This is a genomic window from Methylobacterium aquaticum (assembly GCF_001043915.1).
GTDB classification, from domain to species: Bacteria; Pseudomonadota; Alphaproteobacteria; order Rhizobiales; family Beijerinckiaceae; genus Methylobacterium; species Methylobacterium aquaticum.
In genome coordinates this window covers 23,454-39,373 of the sequence record NZ_LABX01000015.1, presented here as the reverse complement: position 1 = coordinate 39,373, position 15,920 = coordinate 23,454, and the positions used below count along the sequence as shown (strand labels likewise).

Annotated in this window: 15 protein-coding genes; 4 read left to right on the top strand and 11 right to left on the bottom strand. The window is 71.1% G+C overall.

Annotation, left to right across the window (positions count from 1 at the left end):
* Nucleotides 1-164 precede the first annotated feature (164 nt).
* Nucleotides 165-374 carry a hypothetical protein gene (locus VP06_RS02065; RefSeq protein ID WP_053081492.1) on the bottom strand — a complete coding sequence of 70 codons (210 nt, stop codon included), beginning with the start codon at nt 372-374 and terminating at the stop codon, nt 165-167.
* A 283-nt stretch (nt 375-657) separates the two neighbouring features.
* Here VP06_RS02065 and VP06_RS02060 point away from each other — a divergent pair, with 283 nt between their 5' ends.
* The 4 genes from VP06_RS02060 to VP06_RS02045 all read left to right on the top strand — a co-directional run bounded on the left by VP06_RS02060 (nt 658) and on the right by VP06_RS02045 (nt 5,123).
* Entirely contained in the window at nt 658-1,806 is a 1,149-nt protein-coding gene (locus tag VP06_RS02060; protein ID WP_048462168.1) for a sensor histidine kinase, read from the top strand.
* A 193-nt stretch (nt 1,807-1,999) separates the two neighbouring features.
* Entirely contained in the window at nt 2,000-3,367 is a 1,368-nt protein-coding gene (locus VP06_RS02055) for an ABC transporter substrate-binding protein (protein ID WP_048462167.1), read from the top strand.
* Nucleotides 3,367-4,302, top strand: a complete 936-nt coding sequence (locus VP06_RS02050) for a carbohydrate ABC transporter permease (protein WP_048462166.1) — start codon at nt 3,367-3,369, stop codon at nt 4,300-4,302. The genes VP06_RS02055 and VP06_RS02050 overlap by 1 nt, the downstream gene beginning before the upstream one ends.
* Nucleotides 4,299-5,123, top strand: a complete 825-nt coding sequence (locus VP06_RS02045; RefSeq protein ID WP_048462165.1) for a carbohydrate ABC transporter permease — start codon at nt 4,299-4,301, stop codon at nt 5,121-5,123. The genes VP06_RS02050 and VP06_RS02045 overlap by 4 nt, the downstream gene beginning before the upstream one ends.
* 52 nt (nt 5,124-5,175) lie before the next feature.
* Here the strand turns inward: VP06_RS02045 and VP06_RS02040 are convergent, their stop codons facing one another.
* The 10 genes from VP06_RS02040 to VP06_RS01995 form a co-directional block, all read right to left on the bottom strand.
* Nucleotides 5,176-6,012, bottom strand: a complete 837-nt coding sequence (locus VP06_RS02040) for an alpha/beta fold hydrolase (RefSeq protein ID WP_245291011.1) — start codon at nt 6,010-6,012, stop codon at nt 5,176-5,178.
* A complete protein-coding gene (locus VP06_RS02035; protein ID WP_082167105.1) occupies nt 6,009-7,214 on the bottom strand; it encodes an MFS transporter in 1,206 nt (401 codons plus the stop codon). Before VP06_RS02035 ends, VP06_RS02040 begins: the two co-directional genes overlap by 4 nt.
* A 93-nt stretch (nt 7,215-7,307) precedes the next feature.
* Nucleotides 7,308-8,090: a hypothetical protein gene (locus tag VP06_RS02030; protein WP_048462164.1), complete on the bottom strand. Its 783-nt coding sequence runs from the start codon at nt 8,088-8,090 to the stop codon at nt 7,308-7,310.
* Between the two features lie 82 nt (nt 8,091-8,172).
* Nucleotides 8,173-8,802: an urease accessory protein UreG gene (ureG, locus tag VP06_RS02025; protein ID WP_048462163.1), complete on the bottom strand. Its 630-nt coding sequence runs from the start codon at nt 8,800-8,802 to the stop codon at nt 8,173-8,175.
* 22 nt (nt 8,803-8,824) lie between these two features.
* Nucleotides 8,825-9,181 (bottom strand): tRNA-binding protein, encoded by a 357-nt coding sequence (locus VP06_RS02020; protein ID WP_048462162.1) that lies wholly within the window; start codon nt 9,179-9,181, stop codon nt 8,825-8,827.
* Between the two features lie 73 nt (nt 9,182-9,254).
* Nucleotides 9,255-10,790: an exopolyphosphatase gene (ppx, locus tag VP06_RS02015; protein ID WP_048462161.1), complete on the bottom strand. Its 1,536-nt coding sequence runs from the start codon at nt 10,788-10,790 to the stop codon at nt 9,255-9,257.
* A gap of 64 nt (nt 10,791-10,854) precedes the next feature.
* Nucleotides 10,855-13,086 carry an RNA degradosome polyphosphate kinase gene (locus VP06_RS02010; protein WP_245291012.1) on the bottom strand — a complete coding sequence of 744 codons (2,232 nt, stop codon included), beginning with the start codon at nt 13,084-13,086 and terminating at the stop codon, nt 10,855-10,857.
* A gap of 253 nt (nt 13,087-13,339) precedes the next feature.
* Entirely contained in the window at nt 13,340-14,071 is a 732-nt protein-coding gene (locus VP06_RS02005; RefSeq protein ID WP_048462160.1) for a P-loop NTPase family protein, read from the bottom strand.
* A gap of 23 nt (nt 14,072-14,094) precedes the next feature.
* Nucleotides 14,095-15,228, bottom strand: coding sequence for an AI-2E family transporter (locus VP06_RS02000; protein WP_048462172.1), 1,134 nt, complete (start codon nt 15,226-15,228; stop codon nt 14,095-14,097).
* Nucleotides 15,229-15,334: 106 nt separating this feature from the next.
* Nucleotides 15,335-15,892, bottom strand: coding sequence for a CDP-alcohol phosphatidyltransferase family protein (locus VP06_RS01995; RefSeq protein ID WP_048462159.1), 558 nt, complete (start codon nt 15,890-15,892; stop codon nt 15,335-15,337).
* Nucleotides 15,893-15,920 lie beyond the last annotated feature (28 nt).

Genomic DNA, 15,920 nt, shown 5'->3' with positions numbered 1-15,920 from the left:
CGCTGAAGCGGCCGCTCTGAGCCTCGAACGGTTCGACGCGCAAGACGGCGCCGGTTCCGCGAGGGGCCGGCGCCGTCGTCGTTCGGAGCTCCGGCGGTTCTCCCGCGGGTGCCTCGCGCATCGGCGCGGAGGTGAGCCGGATGCCGGACCGGCGGCCCGCCCCGTCAGCGCGACAGGCTGCGGAAGATGCAGACCCGGCCGCGATCCTCGTAGCCGGCCGGGCATTGCGCGACGCAGGCGCCGGCCGCGAACTTGAGGGGCGGACGGCACTGGCCCTCCTCCTGCTGCGCCCGCAGGGGCGGCGACCGCACGAGCGCGACCAGGATCGTCGCGGCGGCGGTGAGGATGATGCCGAGGGCGACGAGGCGCAGCACGGATCCGCACTCCTGCTGTCGTGTGCACGGACCCCTCTCATATAGGCCGTTTCGCCATGGCCTGACAGGGCCGCGCCCGGACGAAGGGTCTGGTACCACCGACCGGATGGAAGAGGGCGCCCGGGCAAGGCGCCGTGCGGCATCCTGGATCGATCCTCCTGCGTGCTTGACCCGCTCCGGCAGACATGGCCCCACTCGGGAGCCCTGCTCCGGCCCTGCGGCCGGCCTCGGCCCCAAGCACCGACCCCGCCTCTCGCGCAGGGAAAGGACAGGATACCAGACGATGGCGGAGCTCAGCCGTTCGGATCTCGATTACCGCCTCAAGCAGCAGAAGATCCTGTCCGAGTTCGGCGTCGAGGCTCTGCGCGCCGACGATCTCGGCCGGCTGCTGCAACGCGCGACCGAACTCTGCGCCGAGGGCATGTCGGCGCAGTTCTGCAAGGCGCTGGAATACAAGCCCGGCCACGACACGCTGCTGGTCATCGCGGGCATCGGCTGGGGGCCGAACGTGGTCGGGAAGGCGGTGGTCGGGGCCGATCTCGCCTCGCCGGCCGGCTACGCCCTCAAGACCGGGCAGCCGGTGATCTCGAATCACCTCGAGAACGAGCACCGCTTCCGCACGCCGCAGCTGATGGCCGATCACGGCGTGCGCCGGGCGCTGAACGTGCTGATCCGCAACCGCGAGGGCGATTTCGGCGTGCTGGAGGTCGACGACACCCGCGAGGGCCAGTTCGACGAGGCCGACATCGCCTTCATGCAGGGCTTCGCCAACCTGCTCGGCGGCGCCATCGAGCGCCAGCGCTCGGAGGCCCGGCTCCAGGCCGCCCTCGACCGGCAGGAGCTGCTCACCCGCGAGATGAGCCACCGGGTCAAGAACAGCCTCGCCACCGTGGCGGGCCTGCTCTCGCTCCAGGCCCGCACCACCGAGGACCAGCAGGCCCGCGACGCGCTGGCAGATGCCCGCTCGCGGGTCGAGGCGGTGGCGCAGGTGCATGACCAGCTCTGGCGCCAGCCCGACCTTGCGGCCGTGGAACTGTCGGGCTTCCTCGGTTCCCTGTGCGAGAAGCTGCGCGAGAGCGCACCCGGCCACGCCATCAGCTGCGAGGCCCCCGCCATGCCGATCCCGGCCGACCTCGCGATCCCGCTGGGGCTGTTCGTCAACGAATTGGTCACCAACGCGGTCAAGTACGCCTATCCGGGCGGACACGGCCCGGTGCGGGTGGCAGCCGAGCCTGCCGGCGAGGGCCGGGTCCGCCTCAGCGTCTCGGATGACGGCGTCGGCTTGCCGGAGGGGTTCGATACGGGGGCCGCGCGCCGCAGTCTCGGCATGCGGGTGATCCACGGCCTCGCCCGCCAGCTCGGCGGCGAGCTTGCGGTGTCGGGAACCACGGGGGCCTGCTTCGCCCTGACGCTCGATCTCCACGCGGCGTAGCCGCCGCACGGGATTATTTCGGGGCCTGCGCGGCGCGCCGCTTCCCACGGCCGCGCGTCTTGCACTAGGCTCGCGGCAGCGCTGCCGCTTCGCGACGCCAACGGTGGAGCGGCACGACGGGGACCGAAAAACCGGCCCCGCCACGACCAAGCCCGGACACCAGATCCGGGCGGATCCATAAGGGCAGGAAACGATGGGCGAGACTTTTCGCGGCGGCCTGAGCCGTCGCAGCCTCCTGGCATCCGGCGCCGCCGCGGCCGGACTCGGCGTGATCGGCACAGGGTCCCTGGGCATTCGGCCGGCCTTCGCCGCCATGGACTGGAAGCGCCATGCCGGCACGACCCTGGAGGTCAACCTCATCAAGGGGCCGCGGGGCGACCTCCTCCACCGCAGCGCCGCCGAGTTCACGGCGCTGACCGGGATCAAGGTCTCCTCCGAGGTGATCCCCGAGCAGCAGCAGCGCCAGAAGATCGTCATCGAGCTGACCTCCGGCCGGCCGAGCTTCGACGTGGTGCATCTGAGCTACCACGTGCAGAAGCGCCAGTTCGACAAGGCCGGCTGGCTCGCCGACCTCTCCGGGTTCATGAAGGACCCGAACCTGACCGAGTCCTCCCTGAAGGAGGCCGATTTCAGTTCCGCCGGGCTGCAATACGCCAAAGCCCCAACCCCCAAGACGCCGAACGGCGAGATGCGCTCGCTGCCGATGTCGGTCGACTACTTCATCCTGTACTGGAACAAGGAGCTGTTCCAGAAGAAGAACGTCGCCTACCCCGAGACCTTCGACGACATGATGCGGGCGGCCGAGACCCTGACCGACCCGAAGGCCGGCACCTACGGCTTCGTCGGACGGGGCCTGCGCAACGCCAACATGGCGCTCTGGGGGGCGTTCTTCCTCGCCTATGGCGGCCGCTTCCTCGACGACAAGGGCAACCTGCTGATCGACGGCCCGGAAGCCGTCGAGGCGACGAAGCTCTACCAGCGCCTCTTGACCAAGACCGCGCCCCCCGGCGTCGTCGGCTTCAACTGGATGGAGTCGATGGCGGCCTTCACGCAAGGGCGGGCGGCGATGTGGCTCGACGGCGTCGGCTGGGCGCCGCCGCTCGAAGATCCCAACGCCTCGCGGGTCGTCGGCAAGGTCGGCTATGCCGTGGTGCCGAAGGGGCCGAAGGACCACGCCGCCGCGACCTATGGCGACGGCATCGGCGTCGCGGCGGCCAGCCCCAAGAAGGAGGCGGGCTACCTCTACTGCCAATGGGCGGTCTCGAAGGTGATGGGCGCCCGCCTGCTCCAGGCCGGCGGCGGCGTGCCGTTCCGCGATTCGATCCTCAGCGACGCCGAGGTGCAGCAGGGCGTGAAGATGCCGCGCGAGTGGCTCGATTCGGTGATCGGCTCGGCCAAGATCAGCAAGCTCGGCTTACCCGTCGTGGTGCCGGTGGCGGAGTTCCGCGACATCGTCGGCTCCGCGGTCACCGCCACCCTGTCGGGCGCCGACCCGGCGGCGGAGCTGAAGAAGGCGGCCGAGCAGTACCGGCCGATCCTCGAACGCAGCGAGAAGGCGTGATGGCGCGGGCCGGCCTCGCATCGCCCGCGGACGACCTGTCATCGGCCGACGAGGCCGCGCCCGTCTCCCGCTGGCGCCCGCCGGGCTACTGGCCCTTCGTGGTGCCGGCCCTCGTCGTGGTCGTCGGGGTGATCGTCTTCCCTTGGGCCTTCACCCTGTGGATGAGCCTGCACGAATGGAAGGTCGGCGCGGCGCCGGCCTTCGTCGGCCTGTCGAATTATGCGCGGTTGCCGACCGATCCGCGCTTCCTCGACGCGGTGTGGCAGACCCTGGCCTATACCGCGCTGTCGGTGGTGCTGCCGCTCATCCTCGGCACGGTGGCGGCCTGCGTGTTTCACGCCAAATTCCCGTTGCGCGGCTTCCTGCGCGGCGTGTTCATCCTGCCGATGATGGCGACGCCGGTCGCGATTGCCCTCGTCTGGACCATGATGTTCCACCCCCAGCTCGGGGTGCTGAACTATCTCCTGTCGCTGGTCGGCATCCCGGCCCAGCTCTGGGTCTTCCACCCGGCGACCGTGATCCCGTCGCTGGTGCTGGTCGAGACCTGGCAATGGACGCCGCTCGTCATGCTGATCGTGCTCGGCGGCCTCGCGGCGCTCCCGACCGAGCCTTATGAGAGCGCGCAGATCGACGGCGCCTCGATCTGGCAGATGTTCCGCCACATCACCCTGCCGCTGGTGGCCCCGTTCCTGTTCGTCGCCGCGATGATCCGGATGATCGACGCGGTGAAGAGCTTCGACATCATCTTCGCGATCACGCAAGGCGGGCCCGGCACCGCCTCGGAGACGATCAACATCTACCTCTACAGCGTCGCCTTCGCCTACTACGACGTCGGCTACGGTTCGGCGATCGCCGTGGTGTTCTTCCTGCTCATCATCGCGCTCGCCGCCGCCCTTCTGGTGGTCCGCAAGCGGACGCAGGGAGCGGTGCCGTGAACTGGCGCTGGCTCCTCAAGCAGGCCGCCCTGCTCTTCGCCGTCCTGGTCATCGTCTCGCCGGTGATCCTGTTCTTCGTCTGGATGCTGTCGCTCTCGGTCAAGTACGAGATCGACAATGCCGCCTATCCGCCGGTGCTGATTCCCGAGCGCTTCGCCTGGAAGAACTACACCGACGTCCTCGAATCGAATCGGTTCTCGACCTACTTCGTCAACAGCCTGCTGGTCACCGGCACGGCGACGCTGCTGGCCCTCCTCGTCGGGGTGCCGGCGGGCTACGGCATCGCCCGGATGAAGGCCGCCAAGGCCGCGGTGGTGATCCTGGTGGCGCGCATCACGCCGGGCCTGTCCTACCTGATCCCGCTCTTCCTGCTGTTCCAGTGGCTCGGGCTCCTCGGCACGCTGTGGCCGCAGATCATCATCCACCTCGTCGTCACGGTGCCGATCGTGATCTGGATCATGATCGGCTATTTCGAGACCACGCCGCTCGAACTGGAGGAGGCCGCCGTCATCGACGGCGCCAGCCGCTGGCAGGTGTTTCGCTACGTGGCGCTGCCGATCGCCAAGCCCGGCATCGCCGTGGCGATGATCCTGGCGGTGATCTTCTCCTGGAACAACTTCGTCTTCGGCATCGTGCTCGCCGGGCGCGAGACCCGGACGCTGCCGGTCGCGGTCTACAACATGATCTCGTTCGACCAGTTGAGCTGGGGCCCGCTCGCCGCCGCGGCGCTCATCGTCACCCTGCCGGTGCTGGTGCTGACGGTGTTCGCCCAGCGCCAGATCGTCGCCGGGCTGACGGCGGGCGCGGTCAAGGGAGGGTGAGGCGCGGAGTTGTGCGCCCCCGACAGGCGTGAACGGGCGCCTCCCCTTCGGATCAGGCGAAGGCGCGCCGGATCGCGGCCCGGATCCGGTCGGGCGCCTCGAAGGGCAGGAAGTGGGTGGTGCCCGGCACCGTCTCGACGCTCACCGAGCCGGCGCTCTCCGCCAGCGCGCAGGTACTGCCGGTTTCCGCCCGCAGGATCTCCACCGGGCAGGACAGGCGGGCGAGCGCCGCCCAGGGGTCATGCCCCTGGGCCCTGTAGCTCGACGCCTCCCAGGCCCCGGTGCAGGCGAGGGTCACGCCGTCCTCAGCCTCGTGAAAGCCGTCCGCCACGTAATCGGCGAGCGGCGCCTCCGGCCAGGTGCGGAACGCGCCGCGCCCCCGATAGGCGGCGAGCGCCGCCTCCCGGGACGGGAAGTGGCTGCGCCGCCGCAGGGCGCCCTCGGCGAGGCCGGCATGGCCCTCGCCGCGGCGCTCGGGCGGCTGGATCACCGGATCGAGGAGCACGAGGCGGCGCACCCGCTCCGGCCGCTCGGCGGCGGCGAGCAGTGCGGCGGTGCCGCCCATCGAGTGGCCGATCAGCACCAGGGGCGGTGACGCGAGCCGGTCGAGGAGCGCGATCAGGTCGCCGGTGACGTCCTGCCAGTCGGTGCGTCCCTCGGGCTCCGCCGGCAGGGTGGTGCCGCCATGGCCGCGATGGTCGTAGGCCAGGACGTGCAGGTCCGAGAGCGGCGCGAGCAGGCTGCGATAGGTGCGGGCGTTGAAGCCGTTGGCGTGCAGCAGGAGCGCCGCGAGGGGGTGCTCGGCCGGCCCGAATTCCAGGGCGGCGAGGCGCCCGCCGGACGGGTCGCCGATCTCGATCATCCGCCGCTTGAACCCGGATTCGCTCACGCTCTCATCCCCTTCGGTCGCGCCAGGGCGGTCCCGGCGGCCCCCAGCGCCATCAGGACGGCCGTGCCGAGGAAGACCGCCCGCATGCCGACATGCCCGCCGACGAAGCCGCCCATCAGCGGCCCCACCACCTGCCCGACATATTGCGACGAGGTGGAATAGCCCAGCATCGTTCCGGCCACCCGATCGGGCACCGAATGGCGGATCACGCTGGCGATGCAGGGCAGGAGCCCGCCCAGGGCCAGCCCCATCAGGAAGCGCAAGGCCACGAGCGCCCACTCGCTCGTCACCAGGGCCTGCGGCACCAGGAGCAGCGCCGAGACGGTCAGGCTCCCGGTGATGACGGTCCAGGGACCGATCCGGTCGGCGAGGCGCCCGAGCCGCGGCGCCGACAGGATGCTGCCCAACGCGGTCGCCGACATCGCGAGCCCGGCCACCAGGGTGACGCGGGCCGGATCGGGGGTCAGCTCGGCGACGTAGACGGTGATGATCGGCTCGACCGACATCACCGCCAGCATCAGCAGCATGCCGGTCGCCAGCATGGCCAGCGCCGGGCGCTTGTCCGGGATGCTGGCGAAGCCGCCGCCGCTCCGGGCGGAGCGCGGCGGGCGCGGCGCCTCGCGGATCAGGAACAGGGTTGCCAGGAAGGCGACGAAGATCACCGCGCCGGCGGCGAAGAACGTCGCCCGGATGCCGATCAGCGGCGGCAGCACCCCGCCGAGCAGGGGGCCGACGAGGTTGCCGGCCATGATGCCGGAGGCGAGCGTGCCGAGCGCCCAGGCCGAGCGGTCCTTCGGCGTCTGCGTCGCCACCAGCACGGTCGAGCCCGAGGCGTAGCCGCCGAGCAAACCCGCGAGCAGCCGCAGGCCGACGAGCTGCCAGACGTTGCCGGCGAGCCCGATCAGCGACATGGCCACCGCCATGCCGAGGCTGGCCCGGATCAGCATCAGCTTGCGGCCATAGAGGTCGGCCAGCCGCCCCCAGAGCGGCGCCACCAGGGCGGCGCTGAAGAAGGTCGCCCCGAACGCGACGCCGGACCATTGCACGATCGCGGCCTGGTCCCGGACTCCCAGCTCCTCGACGTAGAGCGGCAGGAACGGAAGCAGCAGCGTCATCGCCACGATGGTGGTGAACGAGCCGAAGACGCAGACCGCGAGGTTGCGTCGCCAATGGGCCTCGTCCGGGTCGCTGTCCCGGGTCATCGTCGCGTTCCTCCCCATCCACCGGAGCAGGACCGTAGACGCCTCACCGGCCGGCGCGAAGCCGCGCCGGCCCCACGCCGTCATGCCCGCACGTCATGCCACCGGCCACCAATCCGGCCAGGCCGCCACACGGTGCACCACCCGCCGGTCCCGCGCCTCCTCGCCGAACGGCGCCAGGACCCAGTCCCACGCGCGCGCCGCCGGCCCCGGATCGACGCCATACAGGAGGTCGAACCGATCCAGCACCCGCCCGTCCCGATCTTCCTCGGTCTCGTTGCGGTCGGTGACGAGGCAGATCCGGGCCGGGAGATCCGCCAGGGCGTCGAGATGGGCGGCCACGATGCGGCGCCCGAACGCCTCCGGGTCCGTCCAGGGCCCGAGCCGGCCCGCCGCCTCGAGCCGGGCGACCGGCAGGATCGGCAATTGCGACAGGAGGTTGGCCGAGACCACGAGGTCGGCCTCCCGGCAGACGGGCGGCAGCATCGCCCCGAATGCCTGTCCTCGGCCCAGCAGCAGGTCCTGGGTGCCGCTCAGGTCGTGGATGAGGCGCGACACGGTGGAATGGCGCCGCGCCCGCCAGCGGCCCCGCCAGGGATGCACCGCATCGACCAGCACCACCCGCCGGAAACACGCGGCCAGATCGTCGATCGGCACGTCGTCGAGGAGGCCGGATCCCAGCACCACGACGGTGTCGCGCCGGGGCAGGTCCCGCATCGCCGCCCGCACCACCTCCTTCGCCGCGGCGAGGTGCGGCGCCCAGGCGGCGCGGCAGCGCCGGGACCGTGCGGCGAGCCGCACGCTGTCGCCGGCATAGCCGAGGCGCCGCGCCGGGAGCGATGCTGGGAGAAGGAGCCAGTGCAGCAAATCGAGGAGCACCTGAGGTCCCTCACGACACCCCCGCCGGGGCGACGCCGCCGCAGCGAGACAGGGCAGTGACCGGGCGTGTCGTGAGGCGCACCTACAGCCCCCCGGCCTCCACCACGAACCGGGCCACCGCCTCGACGCCGTCGCCGTGGCGCAAGGACGCGAAGACATAGGGGCGCGTGCCCCGCATGCGCTTGGTGTCCTCCTCCATCACCCCGAGATCGGCGCCGACGAGGGGCGCGAGATCGGTCTTGTTGATGACGAGCAGGTCCGAGCGGGTGATGCCCGGGCCCCCTTTGCGCGGGATCTTTTCCCCGCCCGCCACGTCGATGACGTAGATCGTCAGGTCGGCGAGTTCCGGCGAGAAGGTGGCGGCCAGGTTGTCGCCGCCGGATTCGAGCAGCACCAGGTCGAGGGCGGGGAAGCGCCGGCGCATCTCCGCCACCGCCGCGAGGTTGATCGAGGCATCCTCGCGGATCGCGGTATGCGGGCAGCCGCCGGTCTCGACGCCCATGATGCGCTCTTCCGGCAAGGCGCCGGCCACGGTGAGGAGGCGCGCATCCTCCTTGGTGTAGATGTCGTTGGTGATGGCGCAGAGGTCGTAGCGCTCGCGCAGGGCCTTGCACAGGCCCTCCATCAAGGCGGTCTTGCCCGACCCGACCGGGCCGCCGATGCCGACCCGCAAGGGACCATGGCTGGAATGGGGGCCGTGGCTGGAGGTCATGGTGTGGTCGATCTCCTGAAGGTCAGTACAGCCGCCCGCCATTCGGCACCGGCCGCTCGGGCGCGATCAGCACCACCGCGCCGTCCGCATCGGGCACGCCGAGGGTCAGCACCTCGGAGCGCACCGGGCCGACCTGGCGCGGCGGCAGGTTGACGACGCAGAGCACCTGCCGGCCGATCAGGGTGTCGGGCGTGTAGTGCACCGTCACCTGGGCGGAGGATTTCTTCAAGCCGATCGCCGGCCCGAGATCGATGACGAGACGGTAGGCCGGACGGCGCGCCTCCGGGATCGGCGCCGCCTCGACGATCGTGCCGACCCGCACGTCGAGCTTCACAAAATCGTCGATGGCGATCGGGGCCGGCGAAGGGGTCTGGTCCATGAGGTCCGGGCTCGGCGGAGAGGATGCCGGACCGTAGCCGAAATCTCCCGCCGGCCGGAACCCCGTGATCCTCCTACTCCTCGATCGCGATCCGCGCCTCCGCCCCGAGGAGCCGCCCGAGGCCGCGCAGGCGGTTCGACAGGCGGTCGCTGGCGAGGTCGCGCAGATCGTGCGGCAGGGTCAGGACGATGGCGCCGTCGCGCATCGCCAGCGGGGTGCGGGGCAGGATGCCCTCCATCGCCACCGAGACCGGGAAGGCGACGCGCAGGAGGGCGCCGAGCAGCCGTGCCTGCTCGAACAGCCGCGGGCCGGCGAGCTGGCGCAGGAGCGGGCTCGCCTTCTCGGGGGCGACGCCCTCGTGCCGGAAGAACACCGCCACGGCCAGATAGGCCCGGCCCGGATGGTCGATGCCCACGAAGGAGGCGTGGGCGATGACGTTGAGGCTCTGCTCGCCGCGGTAATCCGGATGGGTGCGCCAGTTGACGTCGGCCAGAAGGCAGGCGGCGTGGCGCAGCCGGCGCTCGTCGGCGGTCTCCGGCGTCGACAGGCTGGCCATGAAGGCGTCGGTCCAGGCCTGCAATTCAGGGCCGTGGCCGGGGCTGCGGCAGCGCAGGCGGTTCAGCTCGGCGGCGGCGAGCAGCAGGGGGTCGCGGGCGCGGGCGGCGGCGTCGAGCTTCTCGTAGAGCAGGCCCTCGCGCACGCCGGTGGCCGAGATCGCGATCTCCCGCGGGCGCCCGGAGCGGATCACCTCCTCGAGCACCACCGCGCCGTAGGCCAGCAGGGGCCGGCGCGCCTCCGACACGCTCTCGACCGCGGCGAGGGTCGCGGCCTCGGATTGCTCGACGACCTGGAGGAAGGACAGCTCGTCGTTCGGCTCGATGGCGTAGCCGTGCATCACGTGCAGGCGGTAGTCCCGCGCCGCCTGGTGCAGGCGGGCGAGCGCCCGCCAGGTGCCGCCGACGGCATAGAAGGTGCGGCCCTTGAGGGTATCGAGCTGGGGGGCCGCCTTCTTCAGGGCTTCCGCCGCGATCTTGCGGGCCTTCTTGAGCGAGCCGCCGCTGAGGTCCTGGAGCGCGAGGCCGCCGAGGGGCATGGTCACGCCGCTGCCGACCGCCGAGCCGCGCACATCGACGAGTTCGAGGCTGCCGCCGCCGAGATCGCCCACCACGCCGTCCGGCGCGTGGAAGCCCGAGATGACGCCGTAGGCCGACAGCTCCGCCTCGCGCCGGCCGGTGAGCAGCTCGATCGGCTGGCCGCAGGCGGCTTGGGCCGCTTCCAGGAAGGCCGGGCCGTTCTCGGCGTCGCGGGCGGCGGCGGTCGCGAGCACGAAGACCTGGCCGACATGCATCGCGTCGCATAGGACCCGGAACCGGGCCAGAGCCTGGAGGGCGCGGCGCACCGCCTCCTCGTTGAGGCGGCCGGTGGTCAGCACGTTGCGGCCGAGGCCGCACAGGACCTTCTCGTTGTAGAGCGGCGTCGGTGCCCGGCTGATGCCCGAATAGGCGACCAACCGGACTGAGTTCGACCCGATATCGATGATGGCGACGGGAGTGCCGGGCTCGATCCGAGCGAGCGCGGCTTCGTTCAGGGCGGTACGATCCAGGCCCATCCAGGTCCTCATGACGGGAGCAACGCCCGACGAGCGGGCCCCCGGGATCGGCCTGGGCCTCGCGTCAGGTGTGCTGGGCGCGCCGGCTCAGGGCGCGCGGACTCGACTTCTTCGATGCCTTCCCGCGCCCCGACAGGCTCGGGTTGGTCATGAAATACCGATGCGCGTTGAAGGGTTCCTCGCCCTCGGCGGGTTCGATCCGCTCGCTCGCACCGGAGGCCAGTACACGCCAGCTCTGCTGGTTGTCGAGGAGATTCGCCATCATGATCTGGTCGAGCACCTGCTGGTGCACGGTGGGGTTGAGGATCGGCAGCATCGCCTCGACGCGGCGGTCGAGGTTGCGGCTCATCAGATCCGCCGACGAGATGTAGACCCGCGCCTTGGGGTGGGGCAGCCCGACGCCGTTGCCGAAGGCGTAGACCCGGCCGTGCTCCAGGAACCGCCCGACGATCGACTTGACCCGGATGTTCTCCGACAGGCCCGGCACGCCGGGCCGCAGGCAGCAGATGCCGCGCACCACGCAATCGATCGCGACGCCGGCCTCGCTGGCGTCGTAGAGCGCGTCGATGATCTGGGTGTCGACCAGCGAGTTGCACTTGATCCAGATCGCCGCCGGGCGCCCGGCCTTCGCGTGGGCGATTTCCTCGGCGATGTGCTCGAGCAGCCGCGCCTTCAGGGTCAGCGGCGAGACCGCCATCCGCTCCAGCTCCGCCGGCTCGGCATAGCCGGTGATGAAGTTGAAGATCCGCGAGACGTCGCGGCCGATCACCGGGTCGGCGGTGAAGAACGACAGGTCGGTGTAGATCCGGGCGGTGATCGGGTGATAGTTGCCGGTGCCGACATGGCAATAGCTCACCAGGCGGTCGCCCTCGCGGCGCACCACCATCGAGAGCTTGGCGTGGGTCTTCAGCTCGATGAAGCCGAAGACCACTTGCGCACCGGCCTTCTCGAGGTTGCGGGCCCAGCGGATATTGGCCTCCTCGTCGAAGCGCGCCTTCAGCTCGACCAGCGCCGTCACCGACTTGCCGGCCTCGGCGGCTTCCGCCAAAGCGGCGACGATCGGCGAGTTGGAGGAGGTGCGGTAGAGCGTCTGCTTGATCGCCACCACGTTCGGGTCGCGGGCGGCCTGCGACAGGAACTGCACCACCGCGTCGAAGGACTCGTAGGGGTGGTGGACGATGAAGTCCTTCTGGCGGATCGCCGCGAAGCAATCGCCGCCGCTCTCGCGGATGCGCTCGGGGAAGCGCGGGTTGTAGGGCTTGAACTTCAGGTCGGGCCGGTCGATCCCGACGATCTGCGAGAGTTCGTTGAGGGCCAGCATCCCGTCGACCACGAACACCGCGTCGTTGGCGATCTCCAGCTCGTCGGCCACGAAGGTGCGCAGGTCCTCCGGCATGGTCCCGTCGATTTCGAGGCGGATCACCACGCCGCGGCGGCGCTGCTTCAGCGCCGTCTCGAAGTGGCGCACCAGATCCTCGGCCTCCTCCTCGATCTCGAGATCGGAATCGCGCACGACCCGGAAGCCGCCCTGGCCCTTCACCAGGTAGCCCGGAAAAAGTCGGCCGGTGAACAGCACGATCACCTGCTCGATGGCGATGAACCGGGCGGTGCCGGTATGGCCGAGGTCGGGCAGGCGCACGAAGCGGTCGATGATCGAGGGCAGGCGGATCAGCGCCCGCTGCACCCGCGCGTCACGCGGCCGCACCAGGGTCAGCGCGATGGTCGAGCCGAGATTCGGGATGAACGGAAACGGATGGGCCGGGTCGATGGCGAGCGGCGTCAGCACCGGGAAGATGTGCTGGAGGAAGTAATCCTCGAGCCAGGCCGCCTCCTCGGCCGAGAGGCCCATCGCCTCGACGAGGTCGATGCCGTTGAGATGCAGTTCCTGGCGCAGCTCGCTCCACCGCCGCTGCTGGTCGCGGGCGAGGCCGGTGACCTCGGCGTCGATGCGGGCGAGCTGCTCGGCCGGGGAGAGCCCGTCGGCGGAGGGCGCGGTCAGCCCGGCGCGGACCTGGTCGTGCAGGCCGGCGACCCGCACCATGAAGAACTCGTCGAGGTTGTTGGCCGAGATCGACAGGAACCGCAATTGCTCGAGCAGCGGATGACCGGCATTCGACGCCTCTTCCAGCACCCGGCGGTTGAATTGCAGCCAGGACAATTCGCGGTTGACGTAGCGGCCCGGCTCGTGGCGCAGGGTCCGGCCGGCGGCGATCGCCTCGGCCCTGGCCTGGCGAGCGGCCTCCTGGGCGGGGCCGGCCTCGTCGGCAGCCCCCGCGGCCTCGGCCCTGGATTCGATCTTGGGCTCGACCTTGGCCTCGGCGAGGATCTCCGCCTCGTCGCGCCGGGCGCCCTCCACCTTCTCAGGCGTCGCCTCGGTCTCGTCGAGGACCGGGATAGCACTGGCTCCGGCAGTGGTGTCCGACACGATGAGTCCTCCTTACGATTGACGCCGGGTCGAGCTTACAGCCTTCCCCGGTGACAGGACAGTTTGACAGTGACGTGAACGGTTCGGGAGCGGTCCGCTTCGGCGGGCGCGGAGCGCTCCGGGCTCACTCCTCGTCGGGGTCCTCGCCCATATCCTCGTCCATGTCCTCGTCCTCCTGCCCCTCCAGAGCCGCCAGGGTGGCGAGGGCGAGCGGCCGGGTGATGCGCCGGCGCCGGCTCAGGCCTTCCCGGTCGAGGAGGGCCACGACGTCGCGGGCGCGGGCCAGCGACCGGTCGAGCCGCAGGGCCAGGGCGTCGACCACGCTGGTATCGACGACGAGCTGGCGGTCGAGGAAGAGCTTGACCAGCACGACCTTGAGCAGGGCCTCGTCGGGCGGCGCGAGACTGACGCCGGGCGCCAGCCGCAGGCGCGAGCGCAGGTCCGGCGTGGCGAGCCCCCAGGTCTCGACGGGACGGGACGCCGTCGCCACCATGCTCAAGGACCGCTCGCGGGCGAGGTTGAGGAGGTGGAACAGGGCGGCCTCGTCGCGGCCCGCCTCGCGGTCGGCATCCTCGATCACCAGGGCGTCGGCTTCCGCCAGGTCCGGCACCGCCGCCGCCGTCACGGCGGCGACCGGCACGGTGAGCGCGCCCGACCGCTCGGCGAAGATCGCCGCGAGATGGCTCTTGCCGCTGCCCGGCGGGCCGGTGAGCACGAGGACCCGGTCCGGCCAGTCGGGCCAAGCCTCGATGCGGGCATAGGCCGCCTCGTTGGAGGGGCTGACCAGGAAGTCCTCGGAGCCGAAACGGGGGGCGACGGGCAGATCGAGGGCGAGCTGGCGCGGTCGGTCGGGCATGCGGTGTCGCGGGTCTCGTGCGGTCAGGGCTTCGATATGGCGGGCGGGGCGTGATTCGTCACCGTCACCGTGGCGACCTCCGCCTCGGCCGTGAGGATGGGCGTGCCGTCGTGGTAGAGCCGGCTCTCCAGGTAGCGCTGCACCGCGAAGCGCGCGACGACGCCGAGGGCCGCCGCCACCGGCACCGCCAGGAGCAGGCCGAGGAAGCCGAACAGCGAGCCGAAGGCGAGCAGCGCGAACATCAGCCAGACCGGGTGCAGCCGCACCGCATCCCCGACGAGCTTGGGCTGGAGCACGTTGCCCTCCAGGAACTGGCCGACCAGGAACACCCCGACCGTCAGCACCACCGAGACCCAGTCGGGCCAGAACTGCACCAGGGCGACGCCGGTGGAGAGCAGGAAGCCGGTGAGCGAGCCGACATAGGGAATGAAGGTCAGGAGGCCCGACATCAGGCCGATCAGCACGCCGAAATTCAGCCCGACGCACCACAGGCCGACGGCGTAGAACGTGCCGAGGATCAGGCAGACCAGGGTCTGGCCGCGGATGAAGGCGGTGATCGCCCCGTCGATGTCGCGGGCGAGCATCCGGGCGGTGGCGCGGTGGCGCGGCGGCACCCAGCGGTCGAGGGTGGCGATCATCCGGTCCCAGTCGACGAGCAGATAGAACGCCACCACGGGCGTCACCACCAGGAGCGAGACGATGCCGACCACCGCCTGGCTGCCCGACCACAGCGAGCGCAGGAAGCCGAGGATCCAGGTCACCGCCTGGCCCATCAGGTTGCCGACCGAGGATTGCAGCTCCTGGAGCGCGCCGTGGCCCCCGGCCCGCTCGATCAGGGGGCCGGCCCGCTCGGCGATGATCGCCTGGAGCTTGGCGATCATCGCCGGCAGCGAGGCGACCAACGCCGCGATCTGGTTGGCGGCGAGCGGCACCACCAGGATCAGGACCAGGATCAGCCCGAGCAGGAACACCGCCAGGATGATGAGCGTGGCGGTGAGCCGCCCGAGCCCGAGGCGCTCCAGCCGGTCGGCGACGGGATCGAGGGCATAGGCGAGCGCCGCGCCGGCCACGAAGGGCAGCAGCACGTCGCGCAGCTCGTAGAGCAGGAAGATCAGCAGGGCGAGCACCGCCAGGGTGATGGCGGCCCGGCGTTGGATCGGCATCGATGCGAAACCCGTCCTCCCACGCGAATCCGTCGCGACCCGGCGGCTCCGAAATGGAAGGGCGTCGCCGCAGGGTCAAGCCGGGCGACCGATCGGCGTGCTATCGAGCGCCTCCGGCTCGCCACCCCGCGAGCCCCTGCGCCACCGCCGAGGCGACCGACAGCCCGGCCAGAACCGGCATCGCCAAGGCGTCGGCCCCGGGCGCCGCGATGCCGAGCGCCCGGCTCCCGAGGAGCCAGGCCAGGAAGGCGATCTGGCAGGCTGTGTTGAGCTTGCCGACGAGGAGCGGCGGGGTCTCCAGCGGGCGGCCGGCGCGCCGGGCGAGGCCGGCGCCCGTCACCATCAGGGTGTCGCGGGCGGCCAGCACGGCAGGGAACCACGCCGGCACGATCCCGGCCCACGTCAGGCCCACCAGCGCGGCGAGCATCAGGGCCTTGTCGGCGAGCGGATCGAGAATCGCGCCGAGCCGGCTCGCCAGGCCGTAACGGCGGGCGAGGAACCCGTCGAGGCCGTCGGAGAGCCCCGCGACGGCAAAGAGCAGGAAGGCCGTCCCCCACGCCTCGCTGGCGATTCCCCAGACCACGAACGGCGCCAGGGCGAGGCGCGCGGCGGTGATCAGGTTCGGCACGGAGCGGGGCAAGGTTTTCGGCGGCGTCATGGCTCCTCCGGCTGCCCCGACTCGCGGT

What these genes read in the sequence shown, in the direction of transcription:
- VP06_RS02060 (WP_048462168.1), top strand. Translation starts at nt 658, where the DNA reads ATGGCGGAGCTCAGCCGTTCGGATCTCGATTACCGCCTCAAGCAGCAG.
- VP06_RS02055 (WP_048462167.1), top strand. Translation starts at nt 2,000, where the DNA reads ATGGGCGAGACTTTTCGCGGCGGCCTGAGCCGTCGCAGCCTCCTGGCA.
- VP06_RS02050 (WP_048462166.1), top strand. Translation starts at nt 3,367, where the DNA reads ATGGCGCGGGCCGGCCTCGCATCGCCCGCGGACGACCTGTCATCGGCC.
- VP06_RS02035 (WP_082167105.1), bottom strand. Translation starts at nt 7,214, where the DNA reads ATGACCCGGGACAGCGACCCGGACGAGGCCCATTGGCGACGCAACCTC.
- ureG (WP_048462163.1), bottom strand. Translation starts at nt 8,802, where the DNA reads ATGACCTCCAGCCACGGCCCCCATTCCAGCCATGGTCCCTTGCGGGTC.
- VP06_RS02020 (WP_048462162.1), bottom strand. Translation starts at nt 9,181, where the DNA reads ATGGACCAGACCCCTTCGCCGGCCCCGATCGCCATCGACGATTTTGTG.
- ppx (WP_048462161.1), bottom strand. Translation starts at nt 10,790, where the DNA reads ATGGGCCTGGATCGTACCGCCCTGAACGAAGCCGCGCTCGCTCGGATC.
- VP06_RS02005 (WP_048462160.1), bottom strand. Translation starts at nt 14,071, where the DNA reads ATGCCCGACCGACCGCGCCAGCTCGCCCTCGATCTGCCCGTCGCCCCC.
- VP06_RS01995 (WP_048462159.1), bottom strand. Translation starts at nt 15,892, where the DNA reads ATGACGCCGCCGAAAACCTTGCCCCGCTCCGTGCCGAACCTGATCACC.